This is a genomic window from Lutibacter oricola, from assembly GCF_900106565.1.
In the GTDB taxonomy this organism is placed as follows: Bacteria; Bacteroidota; Bacteroidia; order Flavobacteriales; family Flavobacteriaceae; genus Lutibacter; species Lutibacter oricola.
In genome coordinates, this window is record NZ_FNNJ01000009.1 from 21,979 (window position 1) to 44,403 (window position 22,425).

The window sequence follows — 22,425 nt, forward strand, 5'->3', positions numbered from 1 at the left end:
CTCTAGTTTTCTATTGCGTTTAAAATTTCTGATATTTCTTTATAATCATTAAAATAGCTTCGTTCACCATTTATCTCTTGATAAGTTTCATGACCTTTACCAGCAATTAAAATAATATCTCCTTTTTTCGATAATTTAGCTGCCGTTTTTATTGCCTGCCTTCTATCTAATACAGATAAAGTTTTTTTATAATCTTGAGGCTCAACCCCAACTTCAATCTCATCAATTATTGTTTGCGCGTTTTCACTTCTTGGATTATCAGAAGTAAAAATTACTTGAGAACTTAAAAGAGCAGCTATACGCCCCATAACAGGGCGCTTAGCTTTATCTCTATCTCCACCGCATCCCACAACGGTTATAACTTGTTCGTTTCCAGTTCTAATATCATTAATAGTTTCTAGCACATTTTTTAAAGCATCTGGTGTATGTGCATAATCTACAATTGCAGTAATATCACCTTCAGAAATAAAATATTCAAAACGTCCAGATACATTACCTAGCTTACTAATTTCAGTTAAGGCTTCGGTTTTTTCAACACCCAACAATGTTGCCACACCATAAACAGCTAACAAATTATAAGCATTAAAACTTCCTATTAGCTTAGCCCAAACTTCACTATTATCTATATTTAATAACAGTCCTGAAAACTGATTTTCTAATATTTTTGCTTTAAAATTCGCCATTGTTTTTAAAGCATAAGTTTGTTTATTTGCCACTGTATTTTGCAGCATAACCTCACCATTTTTATCATCTACATTTACCAATGCAAAAGCAGATTTTGGTAGCGAATCAAAAAATGCTTTTTTTACATCTCTATAATCTTTAAATGTTTCGTGATAATCTAAATGGTCATGTGTTAAATTTGTAAACACACCACCAACAAATTCTAGCCCTTCGGTTCTTTTTTGATGAATTCCATGTGAGCTAACCTCCATAAAACAATACTCAACACCATCGTTTAACATTTCACTTAAATATTTATTTATTTGAAGTGAATTTGGAGTTGTATGTGTTGCAGCATATTCTTTTTTATCAACTAAAACTTTTACTGTTGACAACAAACCAACTTTATATCCTAAATTCGAAAATAATTGATACAATAAGGTTGCAATAGTAGTTTTACCATTTGTACCTGTTACACCAATTAGCTTTAATTCCGAAGATGGGTTGTTATAATAATTCGAAGCTAATATTGCCAAAGCACTATCTGAATTTTTAACCTCTACATAAGTCACTTCGCTGTTACAATTTTCAGGAATTTCTTCGCAAACAATTGTTTTAGCACCTAATTCAATAGCTTTATCAATAAATTTATGGCCATCGAAAACCAATCCTTTTTGAGCTACAAACAAACTATTATTTACAACTTTTCTTGAATCAAATTCAATAGTAGACACACCCACTGTTGTATTACCAACAATAGCATTTACGTTAACCTTAAACAATATGTCTTTTAAAACTTTCAATTAGCCTAATGTTAATTTAATTACAGCTCCTTTTTTAATCTTTTCTCCAACAGAAATAGATTGTTTTTTTACTTTTCCATTTCCTGAATACTCAACTTTTAAATCTAGATTTTCTAAAAAAGGAATGGCGTCCATTAACGCCATTCCCTTAACGTTAGGGATAGAATTGAATTCCTTTTCAGAAATCACATTGAACGAGTTAAAATTTCTTTTAATCTCATCACTTATCGGGGTAACGTTATTAATACTATTAACTACATGATTAGATGTATATATTTTTTGTGCAATATCTTTAAAAACCGGACCTGAAACATCTGCTCCATAAAACCCTTTTTGAACATGTGGCTTATGAATTACCACCATACAAGAATATTTTGGATTTTCCGCAGGAAAATAACCCGTGAACGAAGACACGTAACGCTTATCCTTTAACCATTCTTCATAATTTCCATATTCAGTTCTAGCCGTTCCTGTTTTACCTGCCATTGAAAAATTTTCAGAATACAATTTCTTAGCTGTTCCTCTTTTCACAACATTTTTTAAAACTTCTCTCACTTTTTTAACTGTAGCTTCCGAACAAATTTTATCGTCTATAACTTCCGTTTCAAAAAACTCAATACTTTTGTCTCTAGATTTTATTTCCTTAACAAATTTTGGTTTTACCATTTTGCCATTATTTGCAATTGCATTGTAAAACGTTAATGTTTGCAAAGGCGTTAATTTCAAGTTATACCCGTACGAAATTGAAGGCAATGCATTTTTACTCCACAAACTATGTTTTGGACCTGGTATAACCGGCGCACCTTCACCTTTTATAGGCAACCCTAGTTTTGAATTCAAATGCATACGATTTAAAATTCCAATAAATTTTTCTGGTTTATTTTTGAAATTTTCATCAACCAAACGAGCAAAACCTATATTAGATGACACCTCCAACGCACGAGCTGCAGAAATTTCACCATAACCTCCTCGTTTAGAATCATTAATATACCTACCATACATTCTATATCTTCCCTTTCCTGTGTCAACCATTGTACTAGTATCAATAACTTTTGCTTCCAAAGCAGCCACCAATGCCATTAATTTAAATGCAGAACCAGGCTCTTGAGATTCGTAAACAGCATAATTTCTTTTTTCGAAATACTTTCCGTCAGATGTTCTTCCTAAATTTGAAATTGCCTTAACATCTCCCGTTTTCGCTTCCATAACAACCACACAACCGTGATCCGCACTGTAATATTCTAGCTGTCTCAATAAAGAATGATGCGCTATATCTTGAATATTAACATCTATAGTTGTAATAATATCTTTACCATCAACTGGTTCTTTTTCATTATTATCGTTAATAGGCTTCCATTGTCCTTTAGCAATTTTTTGCTTTTTTCTCCAACCATACTCACCTTTTAGGTAATCTTTATAAGCACCTTCAACACCAACAAGGCCTCTGTAATTATCGTATCCAATAGTACGCTCTGCTACTTTACCTAACGGATGCGCTCTTACTGTAGATTGCTCTGCAATAAAACCACCTTTATACATACCCAAATTAAAAATTGGAAAACTTTTAATTTTCATATAATCATTATAACCAAGTCTTCTAGCTATAAATAAATACCTGTTTTTTTTATTTCTAGCTTTTTTTATTCTAGTCTCCCAATGCGAAGTAGAATTACCCAACATTTTTGAAAGCTCAGAAGCTAAACCTCTAATATTCTTTTCGAAAACCTCACTTTTAACAGTGTAAGCATCCATTCTAATTTCATACTGAGACATTGAAGTAGCTAATAAACTACCATCCGATGAAAAAACACTTCCTCTATTCGCAAAAATAGTGTCATTTCTAACCGTTAATTGCTTGGACAATTCTCGATACCTTTCACCATCTCTAAACTGAATATTAACCACGCTCACTAACACCGCTATAAATAAAATAGCGATAAAACCGAACACAAAGTACAGTCTATTAGTTATATTTTTTTGAGCTACCGCCAATACTATCTCTTTTTTGAAATTACTTTTATTACTTGAGGCGGAGTCTCACTTGGCTTCAACCCTACCACTTCTACATTTTTTTTAACTGTTGATTCTAATTTCATTTTCATTGAAATTGAGCGAGTATCAACAAACTCAGCCCTTAATTCCTTAATCTCCTTATTTAAACGAGCAACCTCCATTACCTTTTTATCTGAGCTATGGGAACTCGCAATCATTAACAACATTAACAAAACTATAAACGATATAAATCGCCAATTTTTAAATGAATCTTCATTCACCAAAAAATTACCCTTCAGTAAGCCATATATTCTACTCTTAAAACTCATTCTCTTATGAAAGTGTTGCTAATCTAAGTTTTGCGCTTCTAGCTCTATTATTCACTTTTATCTCCTCGGAAGTTGGAACAATAAGTTTCCCTACTTTTTTTAACGGAACAGAAACGTTACCGTAAAAATCTTTCTCTGGTTCACCATCAAACATTCCATTTCTAATAAATCTTTTCACCAACCTATCTTCTAATGAATGGTATGAAATTACACTCAACCTACCTTTTTCATTCAACAACTCTGGCATTTGATTTAAAAACTCTTTCAACACTTCAATCTCTTGATTTACCTCAATTCTAATTCCTTGAAATATCTGAGCTAATATTTTATGCTCTTTCGCTTTCGGAATAAAAGAACTCAACACCTCTTTTAACTGAAAACTTGTTTTTATTCTTTTTTCTGAACGCGCTTCAACTATTTTTTTTGCAATAGACCTAGCACTTCTTAATTCTCCATACTGAAATAAAATATCCGCTATTCGATTTTCATCATATGTGTTCACCACTTCATAAGCAGACAACCCTACAGATTGATTCATTCGCATATCTAACTCCGCATCAAACCGTGTAGAAAAACCTCTTTCAGCCTCATCAAATTGATGAGATGAAACTCCTAAATCTGCTAAAACACCATCAACTTTTTTAACCCCATAAAACCTTAAATATCTTTTTATGAATCTAAAATTTTGAGGAATCAATGTAAATCTTGAATCTTCAATAAGGTTACGTTGCGCATCCTCATCCTGATCAAAAGCAAACAACTTTCCGTTTTCACCTAGCCTACTTAAAATTTCTCTAGAATGACCACCTCCTCCAAAAGTTACATCCACATACACTCCACCAGGCTTAATATTTAAACCATCAACACTTTCTTTTAACAATACTGGATTATGATACATTAGAGTCTGTATTTTTATTTCCCATTACATCTTCAGCCAATTCTGAAAATGGAACTTCTGAATTATTTACTGATGATTCATACATATCCTTATCCCAAATTTCTAAATAACCACCAACTGAACACAGAACAACTTCTTTTTTTATACCCGAAAAAGCCATCAAATCTTTTGGAATTAAAAATCTTCCCGAAGCATCAAGCTCAACTATTTTTACACCTGCATTAAACCTTCTAATAAAATCATTATTCGCCTTAACAAATCGATTTAACCCACTTACTTCTTTGTTTACCAACGCCCATTCAGACATTGGATAAAGCTCTAAACACGATTCAAAAACCGAACGTTTCAAAACAAAACCATCTTGTAAAACACTGGACAACTGCTTTTTAAACCCAGAAGAAAGAGCTACCCTTCCTTTTGCGTCTGCTTTGCATTCGTATGTTCCAATCAGATTAATCATTATATACAAGTATGAATTCAAAAATATAAAAAAATTCCCACAAATCACCACTCTCCCCCACTTTGTTGATAACTTTTACCACAAACCCCTATATAACAGCTAAAAAATTGAGTTTTAAATTGTTAAACTAAATTTACTTTCGTTTTTACATTAATGTTATACTTACAAAAAAAAGGCTACATTTGTACTTACTTTAAAATTGATGTTTAATGAGCAATACACTCATAAAAGAAGGTAAATTTAGCTACCTAGAAAAAGGAGAAGGACAACCAATTATTTTACTACATGGGTTAATGGGTACCCTTAGTAATTTTGATTCTGTTCTAGAACATTTTTCTCAGAAAGGGTACAAAGTAATTATACCTGAATTACCCATATACACTCAGCCTCTATTAAAAACTAATGTTAGAAATTTAGCTAAATTTTTAAAGAGTTTTATCGATTTCAAAAATATTGAAAAAGCAATATTATTAGGAAATTCTTTAGGCGGACATATTGCATTATACTTTACAAAATTAAACTTAGACAGAGTTGCAGGTTTAGTACTTGCTGGAAGTTCTGGTTTATATGAAAAATCGATGGGAGATACTTACCCAAAGCGAGGAAACTACGAGTATATTGAAACTAAAACTCAAGAAGTTTTTTACGACCCTAAAGTAGCTTCAAAAGAAATGGTTGATGAAGTTTTTGAAACCGTAAACAACAGAAATAAAGTTATTAAAACCTTAGCAATTGCAAAAAGTGCTATTAGACATAATATGGCTAAAGATTTAGGCGCTATGCACACACCTGCGTGTGTAATTTGGGGTAAAAATGATACAGTTACTCCACCTGAAGTTGCTGTGGATTTTGAAAAACTATTACCAGATGCTCAATTATTTTGGTTAGACAAATGTGGACACGTACCTATGATGGAACATCCTGAGAAGTTTAATACTATTCTTGAAAACTGGTTAAAAGACAGGGATTTATAACATGAAAATTAAATCTGCCAGTTTTGTAATTAGCAATTCTGACGTTTCTAAATGCCCAAAGGATAGAATTCCTGAATATGCATTTATTGGAAGGTCTAACGTTGGTAAATCATCACTTATAAATATGCTAACCAACCAAAACAAGTTAGCAAAAACATCTGGACGACCAGGAAAAACACAACTTATAAATCATTTTAAAATAAATGACAGTTGGTTTTTAGTAGATTTACCTGGCTACGGTTATGCTAGAGTTTCTAAAACTATTAAAAAAACATTTCAAGGTTTTATAAAAAAATATTTCCTTCAACGCGAACAACTTATTTGCACTTTTGTATTAGTTGATTGTCGACACGAACCACAAAAAGTTGACTTAGAGTTTATGGAGTTTTTAGGCGAAAATGGCATTCCTTTTTGCTTGGTATTTACAAAATCTGATAAGCTTAAACTTTCTGAATTGAACAGAAACATACAGCAGTATTCTAAAAAAATGACGAATACTCTCTGGGAAGAAATGCCACCTTATTTTGTTACTTCTGCAACTTCTTCAGATGGAAAAGAGGAACTACTTAAATATATTGAAGAAATAAACAACAGACTGGATAAAAACCTTTAAAATGGCTTCAACTAAAGATAATTTAGAAGTTTTATTTGAAGACAACCACTTAGTAATTGTCAATAAAAAATCTGGAGATATTGTTCAAGGTGATAAAACTGGAGACAAACCTTTAAGCGATGTTGTTAAAGAGTACATTAAAGATAAATACAACAAACCCGGCAATGTTTTTTTAGGTGTTGTACACCGATTAGATAGACCAACTACAGGCATTATTGTTTTTGCTCGTACTTCTAAAGCTTTGGAACGTTTTAATAAAATGTTACGCGATAAAACCGTAAACAAAACGTATTGGGCAGTTGTAAAAAACAAACCTAAAAAAGACAAAGATACATTAATTGGCTTTTTAAGAAAAAACCCGAAAAACAACAAATCCACTTCTTATTCTTCTGAAATTGAAGGAAGTAAAAAAGCAATTCTTCATTACAAAATTCTTAAATCTTTAGACAACTATCATTTACTTGAAGTAGATTTAGAAACGGGAAGGCATCACCAAATTCGTTGTCAACTTTCCTCAATTGGAAGCCCTATAAAAGGTGATTTAAAATATGGTTTTAACCGTAGTAATAAAGATGCAAGTATCCATTTACATGCTCGAAAGATAAATTTTATTCATCCTGTAACTAAAGAGGAAATTAATATAACTGCACCTACTCCAAATGAAGTAATTTGGAAGGCTTGTAATTAATAAAAATTAACTGCTCAATGTAGGATTCTTCACTACGTTCAGAATGACAAATAAAATAAAAAAGGCTGCTCAATTTGAACAGCCTTTTTTATTTTATGCTTTATTTTTCTTGGCTACAATTTCATCCAAACACAAATTACCAACACTACCTTTATGCGTGTGTTTTACTTTTTTATCCGGATTAAAATTACCTTCATTAATATCTTTACCTACAATTTTATAAGCATCTCTAAAAGGCGTTCCATTTTGAACTAATTCATTTACAACCTCAACACTAAATAAATACAAATACTTATCTTCTTCAACAATATCTTCTCTAACTTTAATGTTTTTTAATGAATACGTCAACATTTCTAAACAAGCTTTTAATGTTGAAAATGATGGAATTAATCCTTCTTTTAACAACTGTAAATCTCTGTGATAACCACTAGGTAAATTATTAGTTATCATAGTAAATTCCATTGGTAAAGCTTGTAATTTGTTACATTTTCCACGAATCAATTCAAAAACATCAGGGTTTTTTTTATGAGGCATAATACTTGAACCTGTTGTTAATTCATCTGGAAAAGAAATAAAATTAAAATTCTGGCTCATATACAAGCAAATATCCATACTCATTTTTGCCAACGTAGCAGCAACAGAACTCAATCCAAAAGAAACTGATTTCTCTAACTTACCACGCCCCATTTGAGCCGCAACAGAATTGTATTTTAAGGTTTCAAAATCTAACAATTTCGTTGTTTCATCTCTATCAATTGGGAATGAACTTCCATAACCAGCCGCTGATCCTAATGGGTTTTGATCTGCAACTTTGTAAGCCGCTTTTAAAAAGTAAATATCATCAATTAATGTTTCTGCATACGCTGAAAACCACATTCCAAACGATGATGGCATTGCCACTTGCAAATGCGTATAACCTGGCAATAATACATTTTTATACTGCTCCGCTAATTGGATTAACAAATCAAATAATTCATCTACACCATCGTTAATTTCAATTAAAGCATCTTTTAAATACAAATGTACATCTACCAAAACTTGATCGTTTCTAGACCTAGCTGTATGAATTTTCTTACCAGTATCGCCTAACTTTTCAGTAAGCATATGCTCAACTTTTGAATGTACATCTTCAAAAGAATCTTCAATAACAAACTCACCAGCTTCAATAGTTTTTAAAATTGCATTTAATTCAACTTCTAAATTTTTAATTTCCTCAGAAGTTAATAAGCCTATTTTATGCAACATTTTAGCGTGTGCAATGTTTCCAATAACATCGTATTTTGCTAGTATTAAATCTAGTTCTCTGTCGTTTCCAACAGTGAAAATATCTATTTTTTTATCGGTTGAAAATCCTTTATCCCAAAGTTTCATTTTGTTTATTTTAGTTGGTGGTTGAGCGGAGTCGAAACCACATTGTTTTACTTTATTATCACTTCGACTCCGCTCAGTGACCTTATATTTTTTTGAATGTCATATTGAGTTTTCTAAAAATATCTCACTCAAACCGAAGAGATTCTTCATTGCATTCAGAATGACATTAAATTATACTATTTCTTCTAATATTTTAATATACAATTGCACACCTTCTTCTATTTCACTTACATAAATAAACTCATCAGCAGTATGTGAACGCAAGCTTTGTCCTGGCCCTAATTTTAATGAAGGACAACTCAATACTGCTTGATCTGACAATGTTGGAGAACCATATGTTTCTCTTCCTAATTTAATTCCTGCTTGTACAATATCGTGATCTTTTGGTATTGAAGAAGAATTTAACCTTAACGATCGTGGACAAACTTCAGATTTAACATTCTCTTTTATAATATCAAATACTTCTTGATTTGAATAGGCATCTGTAACACGAACATCTACTACATATTTACAACTTGCCGGAATTACGTTATGCTGACTTCCAGCCTCAATTTGTGTAACCGTCATTTTTACCTTCCCTAGCGTTTCTGATACTTTAGGAAATTCATACGTTTGAAACCAATTAATATCTTCAATAGCATTATAAATAGCGTTATCACCTATTCCGTGAGCAGCGTGACCTGGAGTTCCTTTACCCTCACAATTCATAACCATCAACCCTTTTTCAGCAATAGCTAAATTCATTAACGTTGGCTCACCAACAATGGCAAAATCAATTTCAGGAATAATTTTCAACATTGAATTTAATCCATTTGAGCCTGAATTTTCTTCTTCAGCAGAAGCAACAATTACAAAATTGTATTTTAAATCTTCTCTGTTATAAAAATAAGTAAATGTTGCTAATAAAGAAACCAAACAACCGCCAGCATCATTACTTCCTAAACCATACAATTTACCATCAATAACTTCTGCTCTTAACGGATCACGCGTATAACCTTTATTTGGTTTTACCGTATCGTGATGTGAGTTTAATAGAATTGTTTTTTTTGAAGCATCAAAATGCTTGTTTTTTGCCCAAACATTATGCTTATCACTTTCAAACGAAATATCGTGATGAGATAAAAATTGCATTATTAACAATGCTGTTTCATTTTCTTCACCCGAAAAAGATTGTGTTGCAATTAATTTCTTAAGCAATTCTATTGCTTCTTTTGTAAGCTGCTGTATCATTTTACACTTTTTTATTCGTCAGCCTGAATCTATTTCAAAATGACGATTATTTATATTTATAAACCTTCTATATCACAAACTTAATGTTGTGTATAATTTAGTTGATTTTTTCACTAGAGAAGCGTCTCCTATTTTCACCTTTCCTACTCCTTTTTTTAGCGAATTGAAACAATTATGCATTTTAGGAAGCATTCCGTCTGCTATTATTCCTTGAGCTACTAACTGCTCATATTTTTCGGCATTAATTTCAGTAATAACAGAATCTTTATCGTCTATACTTTCTAAAACACCTTTTAGTTCAAATACAAAATTTAATTCTGTATTGTATAATTCACTCATTCCAATGGTTACTTCAGAAGCTATTGTATCTGCATTTGTATTTAATAACTGTCCTTTTTTATTGTGTGTAATAGCACAAAAAACTGGAGTTACACCATTTTTTAACAACACATCAATTATTTCAGAATTTATTTCATCTACATCGCCAGCAAAACCGTAATCAATATCTTTTACTACACGTTTATGTGCCAAAATACAATTTGCATCAGCACCAGACAATCCCATAGCGTTGCAGCCAAAACTTTGCAATTTTGCTGTTACTTTTTTATTTAACAAACCTGCATACACCATTGTTACAACTTCAACAGTTGCCTCGTCAGTTACTCTTCGCCCATTAATCATTTGAGGTTTTAAACCCATTGCAGAAGATACCTCGGTAGCTTTTCTACCTCCACCGTGTACTAATATTTTTGGGCCATCTAATTCAGAAAAATCTTTTAAAAATGAAAATAATGCTTCTTCATTATTAATTACATTCCCTCCTATTTTTACAACTTTTAGTGTTTGTTTAGTCATTGTTTTAATTTGATCTTTATGTCATATTGAGCTAAAGCGAAACATCTCCACTAATGGTATGAGATTCTTCATTTCGCTATCTCTTCATTCAGAATGACAATTACTGTAATTACATATCCTCCAATATTCTTTTCAACACAATTTGCGCTGAATACGTACGGTTATTTGCCTGTTCAATTACTACTGAATTTTCTGAATCTATAACCTCATCAGCAACCACCACATTTCTTCTAACTGGTAAACAGTGCATAAATTTAGCACTATTGGTTACAGCCATTTTATCTCCATTAATCATCCAATTTTCATCGGTATTATCTACTTTACCGTAATTTTTAAATGAACTCCAATTTTTTACATACACAAAATCTGCATTTTCAAAAGCTTTCTTTTGGTTGTATTCTATTTTAGAATTTTTTGTAATCTCTTCATCCAACTCATAACCTTCAGGATGTGTAATTACGAAATCTGCATTTTGCAACTGCATCATCTCCACAAACGAATTTGCAACAGCATGTGGCAAAGCTCTTGGATGTGGTGCCCAACTTAACACAACTTTTGGTTTTTCAGCAACCTTATACTCCTCCATTGTAATTGCATCTGCCAAAGCTTGCATTGGATGCCCAGTAGCACTTTCCATATTTACAACCGGAATTCCTGCTAATTTTTTAAAACTCTCTAAAACAATTTCTGCTCTATCTTTTTCCTTATCCGTTAAACTTGCAAACGCTCTTATGGCAACAATATCGCAATATTGAGCTATTACTTTTGCAGCTTCTTTTATATGTTCAGCTTTATCTTGGTTCATTACAACTCCATCTTCATACTCCAATTGCCAACCTTCACTTCCAAAATTCATTACAACTACATTTAACCCTAAATTTTGAGCTGCTTTTTGAGTACTTAAACGCGTACGCAAACTATTATTAAAAAATAATAAACAAATTGTTTTACCTTTTCCTAACTCACTAAATTCTAGTTCATTTTTCTTTAATTCAATTGCTTCTTCAACAGTTTTTTGAAGATTTTCAACGTTGTTTATATGTAAATAGTGTTTCATACTCTTATTGTTTTAAAAACTTTGCAAAAACCGTTATTCTGAAACAAATTCAGATTAACGAAAACAAAACTCTTCTCTACTCTTTATTCTATTTTGTAATTATTTTGGTGAAATCGGATTCATTATTTATTGCATTCACAATAAAATTATCTTTCAATCCATTTACAATCCAAGTTTCAATATTTGCTTCTTGAGCAATTTCGGCAGCTGCTATTTTTGTTGCCATACCACCAGTTCCGTGTTTTGAAATTGAGTTACTTTCTACCTGAGCTTTTAGCGGTTCAATTTCAGAAGTTTCCTTTATTGTTTCAACTTTATCAGCTTCAATAGAAGCCTTCGTATAAATACCATCTGTATTCGTCGCAATCATTAACAAATCAACATTTAATAATGCAGCAGTTAAGGCTGAAAGCTTATCATTATCTCCAAACTTAATTTCATCAGTTGCAACGGTATCATTTTCATTAATTACAGGAATGTAATTGTTATTTACCAACACGTTAATTGTGTTTTTAATGTTCTTTCTAGATTTTTCTTTTTTGAAATCGGAATACGATAATAAACACTGAGATGTAAACAAGCCTAATTCCCAAAAATTTTCATGAAAAATACGCATTAAATGAGGCTGACCAATTGAAGCCAACGCCTGTTTAACATTTATGAGCCTTCCATTACTTTCTAACTCTACAAATTGTTTTGCCACAGCAATTGCTCCTGAACTTACTATTACAAACTCGTAATCATCTTTTAATTGAGCTATTTGACGTGCAATATCCTCAAGTTTTCCTCTTGAAATTTGATTGGTTTCCTTTGTTAACACATTGGAACCTACTTTTAATAATATTCTTTTTTTATCTGATTTGCCCATTTCCTTTTACATACCATTTATTAGTAACCAAATGATGTAATCCCATTGGGCCTCTGTGATGCAATTTATCTGTACTTATTGCTAATTCCCCACCTAAACCAAACTGACCTCCATCGGTAAAACGAGAAGATGCATTTTGATACACTGCAGCACAATCTGTATTTTCCATAAATATTTCAGCTGTCTCGTCATTTTTAGTAATAATTACTGCGGAATGACCTCCACTATATTTATTAGATTTGGCGATTGCTTCTTCTGTAGAATCTACACTTCCTATAACAATTTTGTAATCTAAAAACTCTTGATACCAAATTGATTCATTTTCATATGAAGAAATATTATTATAATTCGACAGTTCTTCATCGCCTAATATTTCAACATTAGCTTCTAGTAATTTATTAACCAAGGTTTTTATAAATTGATCTTTATTCGCCAATTTCGAATTAATCAACACCTTATCTACCGCATTACATACAGAAATATTTGCTGTTTTCCCATTATTAATAATACTTAAAGCAACATCAACATCTGCTTCGGAATCTACATACACAAAGTTATTACCTCGTCCGCTAACAATTACCGGACATTTAGCATTTTTCTTTACAAACTCAATTAAACGTTCTCCTCCACGAGGCACAATTAAATCTAATTGCTGTGTTGGGTTTTCTAAAAACGCTTGTGTTTTTGTACGATCATAATTTAAATACTCAACCCAATCAGTACTAACATTATGCTGCTTTAAAGCTTTATGCCATAATTCAACAATTTTTAAGTTTGAATTTAATGACTCTTTGCCTCCTTTTAATAAAATTTTATTACCAGATTTAAAAGCAATTCCTGCAGCTTCAACCGTAACATCAGGTCTAGATTCATAAATAATTAAAACCGTTCCAAACGGAGCTGTTTTATTTACAATTTTAATTCCATTATCGTGTGTAAAGTTGTACAATTCTTTGCCAATAGGTTCAGAATCTGCCACTAATTGATTTAAAGACAACATCATCCCTTCAATTTTAGCGTCGTCAACTTTTAAACGTTTTTCCATTGCTAAATCGCCTCCATTGTAACCTTCAACATCAATTTTATTTGCTGAAATTATTGAAGCTTGCTCTTTATTGATTAATTGAGCCATTGTGCTCAATACATCATTTTTTTGTTGTGTAGTTAATAGCGTATTCATTATAAAACCTCTTTTAATGCATTAATAAAAACATCTACCTGCTCTTTATTCATTGTTAAAGGAGGCAAAATTCTTAATAGCTTTTTATTCATAGCTCCACCTGTAAAAATCTGTTTTTCAAAAATTAGTTTTTTACGTAATTCACCAACTTCAAAATCGAATTCGACACCTAACATTAAACCATTTCCTTTAACTTTTTGAACTTGAGAAACGCTTTTAATTTGCTCTTTAAAATAAGTCGAAACCTCATTTACGTTTTTCATTAACTGCTCCTCCTCAATAATATCTAACACTGAAATTGCAGCGGCACACGCTAAATGATTTCCACCAAAAGTAGTACCTAACATTCCAAATTTAGCTTCGTGTTTATCTAAAATTAATACGCCTCCAATTGGAAAACCATTTCCCATACCTTTAGCAGTTGTAATAATATCTGGTTGAATATTATGATACTGGAAAGCAAAAAACTTTCCACTTCTACCATAACCACTTTGAATTTCATCTAAAATAAGAAATACTTCATGTTGCTTACATAACTTCTCTACTTCTTGAAAAAAATCAGTTGTACCTTCATCTAAACCACCAACACCTTGAATTCCTTCAATAATTACAGCTGCAACATCTCCTTTACCAATTTCGCGTATAACCAATTCAATAGAATTTAACGGTAAAAATGTTACTTCTTGCTGAAGATTTATGGGTGCATTTATATTTTTATTATCGGTTGCTGCAACTGCTGCTGAAGTTCTTCCGTGGAAAGAATTATTAAAAGAAATAATTCTACTTTTCCCAGTTTTAAATGATGCCAATTTTAAGGCATTTTCATTTGCTTCAGCTCCTGAATTACATAAAAATAAATTATAGTTTTCACATCCAGATAATTCACCTAATTTTTTAGCCAATTGCTTTTGCAAAGGGTTTTGAATTGAATTAGAATAAAACCCTAAATTATTTAATTGGTTTGAAATAGCACTTACATATTTCGGATGCGTATGCCCAACAGAAATAACTCCGTGACCACCATATAGATCTAAATATTTTGTTCCTTTTTCATCCCAAACATATTCTGCTTCAGCCTTAACTGGTGTAACATTATACAACGGATAAACATCAAATAATTCCATAATTTAAATCTGATTAATTTTTTCGAAAGAAGCTTTTACTCCTTTTATTAATGACGAACTTAACCCTTGGTGTTCCATTTCGTTTAAACCTTCAATAGTACAACCGTTTGGCGTTGTAACCTTGTCTATTTCTTCCTCTGGATGATTACCCGATTTTAACAATAAACTCGCAGCACCTAAAGCTGTTTGCATTGAGAGTTCTTGTGCCTCTTCCGCATCAAAACCTAGTTGTACTGCTCCCTGTGTAGATGCACGTATTAAACGCATCCAAAAAGCAATTCCACTAGCGCAAATTACCGTAGCCGCTTGCATTAATCGCTCTTCAATACACATAGTTTTACCTAACGAATTAAAAATAGATTTTGCTATTTCAATATTTTCTTTTCCTTTTTCATTTGCACTTAAACAAGTCATTGACTGCCCAACTGAAATAGCCGTATTTGGCATACTTCTAATTATTGAAATTTCATTTCCAATAATACTTTCAATTTCATTGATTTTTCTACCGGTTACAACAGAAATTACTGTATGCCTTTTTAGATTTAATTGTGGTTTAATTTCTTCTAAAACACCTTGCAATTGCTTTGGCTGAACCGCTAATATTATAACATCAGAAAAACGTACAGCCTTTTTATTATCCGTTGAAATTTTTACATTGGGCAACTTATCCCACTTCTTTAAAGAATCTACATTTCGTTTAGTTAAGTATAAGTTTTTTAAGTTAAAATTATCTTGCGATAAAATTCCCATTGCTATGGAATACCCTAAATTTCCTGTTCCTAAAATTGCTATTTTCATAAGTTAGTTGTGTTGTTACTTTTAAAATGAATTAGCTTTTAATTTTAATCCTTCAGTTTCATTTAACCCAAACATTAAGTTCATATTTTGAATTGCCTGACCTGATGCTCCTTTTAATAAATTATCTATTGCTGAAGTAATTAATAACTGATTTCCGTGCTTCTGAAGATGTAAAAAACAATTATTTGTATTTACTACTTGCTTTAAATGAATTGGTGATTTTGAAACGTGCGTAAACTTTGCATCTTTATAAAAATCTTCAAATAATTCGAACGCTTTTTCAATACTATCTTCAAACTTTAAATAAATTGAAGCAAATATTCCTCTACTAAAATTACCTCTGTTTGGAATAAATAATAATTCTTCATTAAAACCATCTTGAAGTTCAGCTAAACTTTCACCTATTTCACCCAGATGTTGATGTGTAAATGCTTTATAAACCGAAAAGTTATTATCTCTCCAACTAAAATGCGTAGTTGCCATTGGCGAAACTCCAGCTCCTGTAGAACCGGTAGTTGCGTTTACATGCACTGTATCGTTTATTTTTGAAGCTTTTGCTAAAGGTAATAATGCCAATTGAATTGCTGTTGCAAAACAACCTGGATTTGCAATATTTGTAGCTGATTCTATCTCACTTTTTTGAGATTCTGGCATTCCGTATACAAATTTTCTTCCTTGAAAAACGTCATCAGCATTCAATCTAAAATCGTTACTTAAATCGATAACTTTAGTTGAGTTTGAAAATGAATTATTTTCTAAAAACGCTGTTGAATTTCCGTGACCTAAACACAAAAACAACACGTCTACGTTTTCATTAATTGTATCTGTAAATTTTAAATCTATTGAACCTAATAAATCTTGATGTACTTGATAAATGTAGTTTCCTGCATTTGACGTACTGTACACAAAATCTAATTCAGCTTGCGAATGATTAACTAACAATCTAATTAACTCACCTGCTGTATAACCAGCTCCACCTACTATTCCTACTTTAATCATAATTACGAGTTTACGCTGTGATATATTTTATTTGCTGTTCCTAGAATTTTAATAAATCCTTTTGCGTCATCTGCACTCCAAGCTTTGTTCGTTTCGCCGTACTCACCAAATTTAGATTTCATTAAATCGTGTTTAGATTCAATACCATTTAAACTAAAATGATAAGGTTTTAAAGTTACAAAAACTTCACCTGTTACTGCTTTTTGAGAATTAGTTAAAAAAGCTTCTAAATCTCTCATTGCAGGCTCAAAATATTGACCATCATGCAATAAAGTTCCGTAAGTACTTCCTATTCCTTCTTTTAAATTTTGTTGATATTTAGAAAGCGTATGCTTTTCTAATAAATGGTGCGCCTTAATAATTACGGTTGCCGCAGCAGCTTCAAAACCAACCCTACCTTTAATACCTACAATGGTATCTCCTACGTGAATATCTCTACCAATTGCATATTTCGAAGCTATTTCTTCAATTTTTAAAATGGTATTTACTGGTGTATCAAATTGGTCATTTAAACCAACAATCTGTCCTTTTTCAAAATGCAATTTAATATCTGTTGGCTCTGTTTTTTCTAACTGACTTGGATAAGCCTCTTCTGGCAATGCTTGGTGAGATGTTAAAGTTTCAACACCACCAACACTAGTTCCCCAAATTCCTTTATTTATTGAGTATTTTGCTTTAGACCAAGGATAATCTACACCATGTTCTTTTAAATAATCAATTTCTACTTGTCTAGAAAGTTTTAAATCTCTAACAGGTGTTATAATTTCAATATTTGGAGCAAGGGTTTGAAAAATCATATCAAATCTTACTTGATCGTTTCCTGCACCAGTACTTCCGTGAGCTATGTATTTTGCATCTATTTTTTTAGCATATTCAACAACTTCAATTGCTTGAAAAACTCTTTCTGCACTTACTGATAATGGATATGTATTATTTTTTAACACATTACCGTACACCATAAACTTAATAGCTTTATCGTAATAAATATCTAAAATATTTTGATTGGTATGCGATTTCACTCCCATATCATAAGCTTTCGCTTCAACCACTTTCAATTCTTCTTCAGAAAAACCTCCAGTGTTAACCAATACACTGTGAACTTCTAAATTTAATTCGTTTTGTAAATACTTAACACAATATGATGTGTCTAAACCTCCGCTATATGCAACTACAACTTTATCCATGATTTTATTTTTTATTCTTTTTAAGAAATAATGCTTGTTTTATTTTTTTTAATCTGCTTAATACTTTTGAATTGTATTTATGATCTTTTACATCTTTATCATGTTTAGGATCATATAACATTCCTGTACATAGGCACATTTTTTTGTCAGTTCTCATTAAAACATCGTAATTTTTACATGTTTTACATCCGTTCCAAAAAGCTTCGTCGTTTGTTAATTCTGAAAAAGTTACGGGTTGATATCCTAACTCGTAATTTATTTTTAACACCGCCAAACCAGTAGTAATACCAAATATTTTAGCATCTGGATATTTCTCTTTAGAATACTCGAATATTCTTTTTTTAATTTTTTTAGCCAGTCCCTGATTTCTAAAATCTGGATGTACTATTAAACCAGAGTTAACTACAAAAGATTTATTATCCCAGGTTTCTATATAACAGAACCCTGCAAATTTGTCTTTATCTAATGCTATAACAGCATCACCTTTAGTAATTTTATCTGCAACATAATCAGGAGTTCTTTCAGCAATACCAGTACCTCTAACCTTAGCAGATTCTTTAATAGTATCACAAATTATTTCTGAATATTTTATATGCGATTTATCAGCTATAACAATTTTCATTGTTTACTTTTTGAATTATAAAATTGTATTATTTATGTGTTTTTGAGAAGCGAAAACGAACTCATCGTTTTCAATAGAAAATTACGCCCGAAAGGGGCGACGTGTGAAGCGGCGTACAATAGTAGTATGTAACTTGTTAATTTTCATTAGTACAATATTACGCCTTTTTTCTAATATATTACCCTCTTTGTTTAATATTTAACAACATTTACTTAAAGACCCTATATAATTAACAATTATCTTTAATTATTAATTAAGAATTACGAATTCCCAATCGAAACTACCTTCAATAAAAACCAAACAACTAGATAACACGATTAATAAACCCTACACTCACTTGTTTATCCGCCTCTTAAAAAATTAAAGAACGTTAAAATTATTACTTTAAACCTAACAGGTTTTAGAAACCCGCTAGGTTAGTATGCTTTTTAAATTAAGAATTGAAAAAGTTCAGGGTTATCATTTAGATAATCACCTAAAAATCCTTTTTCCTTCATTCTAGAAACCAAAGGTTCAAAATCATCTTTAGATTCTAATTGAATTCCCACTACTGCAGGACCTTTATCTCTATTATTTTTCTTGGTGTATTCAAAGTATGTAATATCATCATTAACTCCCAGAACATCTACCACAAATTCTTTTAACGCACCTGCTCTTTGCGGAAATCGGATAATAAAATAATGCTTTAAACCTTTAAAAAGTAAGGCCCTTTCTTTCATTTCTTCCATTCTGGTAATATCATTATTACCTCCACTTACAATACAAACAACCGTTTTACCTTTAATTTGCTCTTTATACTGTTCTAAAACTGCAATAGACAATGCTCCTGCTGGTTCAACAACCAAAGCATTTTCGTTATAAACTTTTAAAATTGTTGTGCAAATTTGTCCTTCACAAACAGTATCCGTATCATTTAATAATTCTTTACAAAACTCATAGGTAATTTCGCCCATTCGTTTAACTGCTGCACCATCAACAAATTTTTCAATTTCGGTTAATGTAGTGTTTTTTCCATTTTTTAATGAAGTAGTTAATGATGGCGCACCTTTTGGTTCAACACCAATTAACTTAGTTTCTGGACTTAATGATTTAAACACATTTCCAACACCCGAAGCTAAACCTCCACCACCAACTGGCATAAACAAATAATCAACTTGCGTATCAATATCATTCAATATTTCAAGCCCTATTGTTCCTTGTCCTGCAATTACATCTATATCATCAAACGGATGCACAAAAGTACTTTGATTAGCGTCGCAAAATTCCTTTGCTGCTATTTGGCTATCATCATAACTATCTCCAATAAGCTGAACTTCCACATACTCGCCACCAAACATTTTTACCTGATCAATTTTTTGATGAGGCGTAGTAACCGGCATAAAAATAGTTCCATTTACCTGTAATTTCTTACATGCAAAAGCAACTCCTTGCCCGTGGTTTCCTGCACTAGCACACACTATTCCATTTTCTAATTCTTTAGCTGTTAAGCCTTGAATTTTATTATAAGCTCCTCTAATTTTATACGAACGTACAACTTGAACATCTTCTCTTTTAAAATAAATGCTGGCTCCATACTGTTCAGAAAAATTTTTCATAAACATTAAAGGAGTTGCTTGCACAACTCCTTTAATGCTCTGTTGAGCTTTATAAATTTTTTCTAATGAAATACTTTTTTTAGTAGATTCACTCAAAATTTTAACTGTTTAAACAATTTTTTTCATTGCTGTCATAGATTCTCTTAAAAACTCACCAATTTCTTCAACTGGATGATTTCTAATTGCATCATTTATTTCAATTAATTCTTTATTGTCAACACCATTATCACCGCTATTAAAAGGACGACCAACTAAGTTACTCGGCGCGTTTTTAACGTATTCTTCAATTAATGGTTTACAAGCGTGATCGAATAAATAACATCCATACTCTGCAGTATCAGAAATTACACTATTCATTTCGTATAATTTTTTACGTGCAATTGTATTTGCAATAAGTGGCGTTTCGTGTAAAGACTCGTAGTAAGCAGACTCTTCAATAATACCAGCATCTGTCATAGCTTCAAAAGCTAATTCTACACCAGCTTTTACCATTGCAACCATTAACACACCGTTATCAAAATATTCTTGTTCAGAAATTTCAACATCTCCTGCAGGAGTTTTTTCAAAGTTAGTTTCTCCAGTTGCAGCTCTCCAAGTTAATAAGTTAACATCATCATTTACCCAATCTTCCATCATAGTTTTAGAAAAATGACCTGAAATAATATCATCCATATGCTTTTGGAATAACGGACGCATAATATCTTTTAATTCTTCGGAAGCTTTAAAAGCAGCAACTTTAGCTGGATTTGATAAACGATCCATCATATTTGTAATACCACCATGTTTTAGAGCTTCTGTAATAGTTTCCCAACCATATTGAATTAATTTTGAAGCATAACCAGCATCTACACCTTCAGCAACCATTTTATCGAAACATAAAATAGAACCTGTTTGTAACAATCCACAAAGAATTGTTTGCTCACCCATTAAATCTGATTTTACCTCTGCAACAAATGACGAACGTAAAACACCAGCTGTATGACCACCTGTAGCAACAGCATAAGCTTTTGCTTGATCCCATCCTTTTCCTTCAGGATCATTTTCTGGATGCACAGCAATTAATGTTGGTACACCAAAACCTCTTTTATATTCTTCTCTAACTTCAGAACCTGGCGACTTAGGAGCTACCATAATTACTGTAAGATCTTTTCTTACCTGCATTCCTTCTTCAACAATATTAAAACCGTGAGAATAAGAAAGTGTTGCACCTTTTTTCATTAAAGGCATAACAGCATTTACAACATTTGTGTGTTGTTTATCTGGTGTTAAATTAATTAATAAATCTGCCGTAGGAATCATTTCTTCATAAGTTCCAACATTAAATTTGTTTTCTGAAGCATTTAAAAATGATTGTCTTTTTTCAGCAATTGCTGCTGGTCTTAATGTATAAGAAACATCTAAACCAGAATCTCTCATATTTAAACCTTGGTTTAACCCTTGAGCTCCACAACCAATAATTACAATTTTTTTCCCTTTTAGTGCTTCTACACCTTCACTAAATTCTGATCTATCCATGAATTCACATTGTCCCAATTGTTCTAATTGTAAACGTAACGGAAGTGTGTTAAAATAATTTGCCATTTCTTTGTTTTTATTCTTTTAATTAATTTCTTCTAATATTTCTGATATTGCCATTTTTGGACGCGTAATTGCTATACGACCTGAGCGTACAAATTGTAGTAAACCATAAGGTTTTAACCTTTCGTACATTTTATCAATATTTTCTTTTGAACCAGATGCTTCAATAACAAAATAACGTTCTGTTATTGTAAGTATATGCGCTCGTCTAAATTTAAATTTTTTCTGCAATTTCTCATCATACAAATGTTCAGTAGAAATTTTAAATAACGCTGTTTCGTTATAAATAGTTTCATCCTCAGTATGGTAATAAGCACCTATTACTTCAATTTGCTTTTCTAACTGCCCAATAATTTTTGCAATTCTAACTTCTGAAAGGTTAACTACAAACGTAAATCTATGTACATTTTCTATTTCAGATTTCGAAACCGTCATACTTTCAATATTCACATGACGTTTTAAAAATATTGCTGAAAGGCGATTTAAAATTCCTATATTATTTTCGGTATAAACCGACACTGTATATAATTGTTCTTCTTCCATA

22 protein-coding genes are annotated in these 22,425 nt (G+C 31.6%); 3 read left to right on the forward strand and 19 right to left on the reverse strand.

Features of this window, described 5'->3' with window-relative positions:
• Positions 1–2: 2 nt before the first annotated feature.
• From BLU40_RS13810 to BLU40_RS13830, 5 genes are all read right to left on the reverse strand, one after another.
• On the reverse strand, positions 3–1,466 hold the full coding sequence (locus BLU40_RS13810; RefSeq protein WP_090124739.1) for a UDP-N-acetylmuramoyl-L-alanyl-D-glutamate--2,6-diaminopimelate ligase: 1,464 nt from the start codon (positions 1,464–1,466) through the stop codon (positions 3–5).
• Complete coding sequence (locus BLU40_RS13815) at positions 1,467–3,377, reverse strand: penicillin-binding protein (RefSeq protein ID WP_317040141.1); 1,911 nt, start codon at positions 3,375–3,377, stop codon at positions 1,467–1,469.
• Between the two features lie 83 nt (positions 3,378–3,460).
• A complete protein-coding gene (locus BLU40_RS13820) occupies positions 3,461–3,787 on the reverse strand; it encodes an FtsL-like putative cell division protein (RefSeq protein WP_090124746.1) in 327 nt (108 codons plus the stop codon).
• A 4-nt stretch (positions 3,788–3,791) separates the two neighbouring features.
• Entirely contained in the window at positions 3,792–4,685 is an 894-nt protein-coding gene (gene rsmH / locus BLU40_RS13825; RefSeq protein WP_090124749.1) for a 16S rRNA (cytosine(1402)-N(4))-methyltransferase RsmH, read from the reverse strand.
• The gene (locus BLU40_RS13830) at positions 4,675–5,145 is read right to left on the reverse strand and encodes a division/cell wall cluster transcriptional repressor MraZ (RefSeq protein WP_090124751.1); all 471 of its coding nucleotides are present in this window, start codon (positions 5,143–5,145) and stop codon (positions 4,675–4,677) included. Before BLU40_RS13830 ends, rsmH begins: the two co-directional genes overlap by 11 nt.
• Before the next feature lie 209 nt (positions 5,146–5,354).
• On the opposite strand from BLU40_RS13830, the gene BLU40_RS13835 reads away from it, so the two are divergent.
• From BLU40_RS13835 to BLU40_RS13845, 3 genes are read left to right on the forward strand one after another with little or no spacing between them, the layout of a single operon-like run.
• Positions 5,355–6,119, forward strand: coding sequence for an alpha/beta fold hydrolase (locus tag BLU40_RS13835; protein ID WP_090124754.1), 765 nt, complete (start codon positions 5,355–5,357; stop codon positions 6,117–6,119).
• Between the two features lies 1 nt (position 6,120).
• Positions 6,121–6,732 carry a ribosome biogenesis GTP-binding protein YihA/YsxC gene (gene yihA, locus BLU40_RS13840; RefSeq protein ID WP_090124757.1) on the forward strand — a complete coding sequence of 204 codons (612 nt, stop codon included), beginning with the start codon at positions 6,121–6,123 and terminating at the stop codon, positions 6,730–6,732.
• A 1-nt stretch (position 6,733) separates the two neighbouring features.
• Positions 6,734–7,420, forward strand: a complete 687-nt coding sequence (locus BLU40_RS13845; protein WP_090124760.1) for an RluA family pseudouridine synthase — start codon at positions 6,734–6,736, stop codon at positions 7,418–7,420.
• 93 nt (positions 7,421–7,513) lie between these two features.
• On the opposite strand, the gene argH is transcribed toward BLU40_RS13845, so the two are convergent.
• The 14 genes from argH to ilvN form a co-directional block, all read right to left on the reverse strand.
• On the reverse strand, positions 7,514–8,791 hold the full coding sequence (gene argH, locus BLU40_RS13850) for an argininosuccinate lyase (RefSeq protein WP_090124763.1): 1,278 nt from the start codon (positions 8,789–8,791) through the stop codon (positions 7,514–7,516).
• Positions 8,792–8,962: 171 nt separating this feature from the next.
• The gene (locus tag BLU40_RS13855) at positions 8,963–10,021 is read right to left on the reverse strand and encodes a M20 family metallo-hydrolase (protein ID WP_090124766.1); all 1,059 of its coding nucleotides are present in this window, start codon (positions 10,019–10,021) and stop codon (positions 8,963–8,965) included.
• 72 nt (positions 10,022–10,093) lie between these two features.
• Entirely contained in the window at positions 10,094–10,876 is a 783-nt protein-coding gene (argB, locus tag BLU40_RS13860; protein ID WP_090124769.1) for an acetylglutamate kinase, read from the reverse strand.
• Between the two features lie 109 nt (positions 10,877–10,985).
• Complete coding sequence (locus tag BLU40_RS13865) at positions 10,986–11,933, reverse strand: N-acetylornithine carbamoyltransferase (protein WP_090124771.1); 948 nt, start codon at positions 11,931–11,933, stop codon at positions 10,986–10,988.
• Positions 11,934–12,021: 88 nt separating this feature from the next.
• Positions 12,022–12,801, reverse strand: coding sequence for a glutamate 5-kinase (proB, locus tag BLU40_RS13870; RefSeq protein WP_090124773.1), 780 nt, complete (start codon positions 12,799–12,801; stop codon positions 12,022–12,024).
• Entirely contained in the window at positions 12,785–13,981 is a 1,197-nt protein-coding gene (locus BLU40_RS13875; protein ID WP_090124776.1) for a glutamate-5-semialdehyde dehydrogenase, read from the reverse strand. Before BLU40_RS13875 ends, proB begins: the two co-directional genes overlap by 17 nt.
• A complete protein-coding gene (locus tag BLU40_RS13880) occupies positions 13,981–15,105 on the reverse strand; it encodes an aspartate aminotransferase family protein (RefSeq protein WP_090124778.1) in 1,125 nt (374 codons plus the stop codon). Before BLU40_RS13880 ends, BLU40_RS13875 begins: the two co-directional genes overlap by 1 nt.
• Positions 15,106–15,108: 3 nt before the next feature.
• Positions 15,109–15,903 (reverse strand): pyrroline-5-carboxylate reductase, encoded by a 795-nt coding sequence (gene proC / locus BLU40_RS13885; RefSeq protein WP_090124781.1) that lies wholly within the window; start codon positions 15,901–15,903, stop codon positions 15,109–15,111.
• A gap of 21 nt (positions 15,904–15,924) precedes the next feature.
• The gene (gene argC / locus BLU40_RS13890) at positions 15,925–16,902 is read right to left on the reverse strand and encodes an N-acetyl-gamma-glutamyl-phosphate reductase (RefSeq protein ID WP_090124784.1); all 978 of its coding nucleotides are present in this window, start codon (positions 16,900–16,902) and stop codon (positions 15,925–15,927) included.
• A gap of 2 nt (positions 16,903–16,904) precedes the next feature.
• The gene (argG, locus tag BLU40_RS13895; protein WP_090124787.1) at positions 16,905–18,086 is read right to left on the reverse strand and encodes an argininosuccinate synthase; all 1,182 of its coding nucleotides are present in this window, start codon (positions 18,084–18,086) and stop codon (positions 16,905–16,907) included.
• 4 nt (positions 18,087–18,090) lie between these two features.
• The gene (locus BLU40_RS13900; RefSeq protein WP_090124791.1) at positions 18,091–18,708 is read right to left on the reverse strand and encodes a GNAT family N-acetyltransferase; all 618 of its coding nucleotides are present in this window, start codon (positions 18,706–18,708) and stop codon (positions 18,091–18,093) included.
• 428 nt (positions 18,709–19,136) lie between these two features.
• Positions 19,137–20,399, reverse strand: a complete 1,263-nt coding sequence (gene ilvA, locus BLU40_RS13905) for a threonine ammonia-lyase IlvA (protein WP_090124794.1) — start codon at positions 20,397–20,399, stop codon at positions 19,137–19,139.
• A 12-nt stretch (positions 20,400–20,411) separates the two neighbouring features.
• Complete coding sequence (gene ilvC / locus BLU40_RS13910; protein WP_090124797.1) at positions 20,412–21,884, reverse strand: ketol-acid reductoisomerase; 1,473 nt, start codon at positions 21,882–21,884, stop codon at positions 20,412–20,414.
• Between the two features lie 18 nt (positions 21,885–21,902).
• On the reverse strand, positions 21,903–22,424 hold the full coding sequence (ilvN, locus tag BLU40_RS13915; protein ID WP_090124803.1) for an acetolactate synthase small subunit: 522 nt from the start codon (positions 22,422–22,424) through the stop codon (positions 21,903–21,905).
• Position 22,425: the final 1 nt, after the last annotated feature.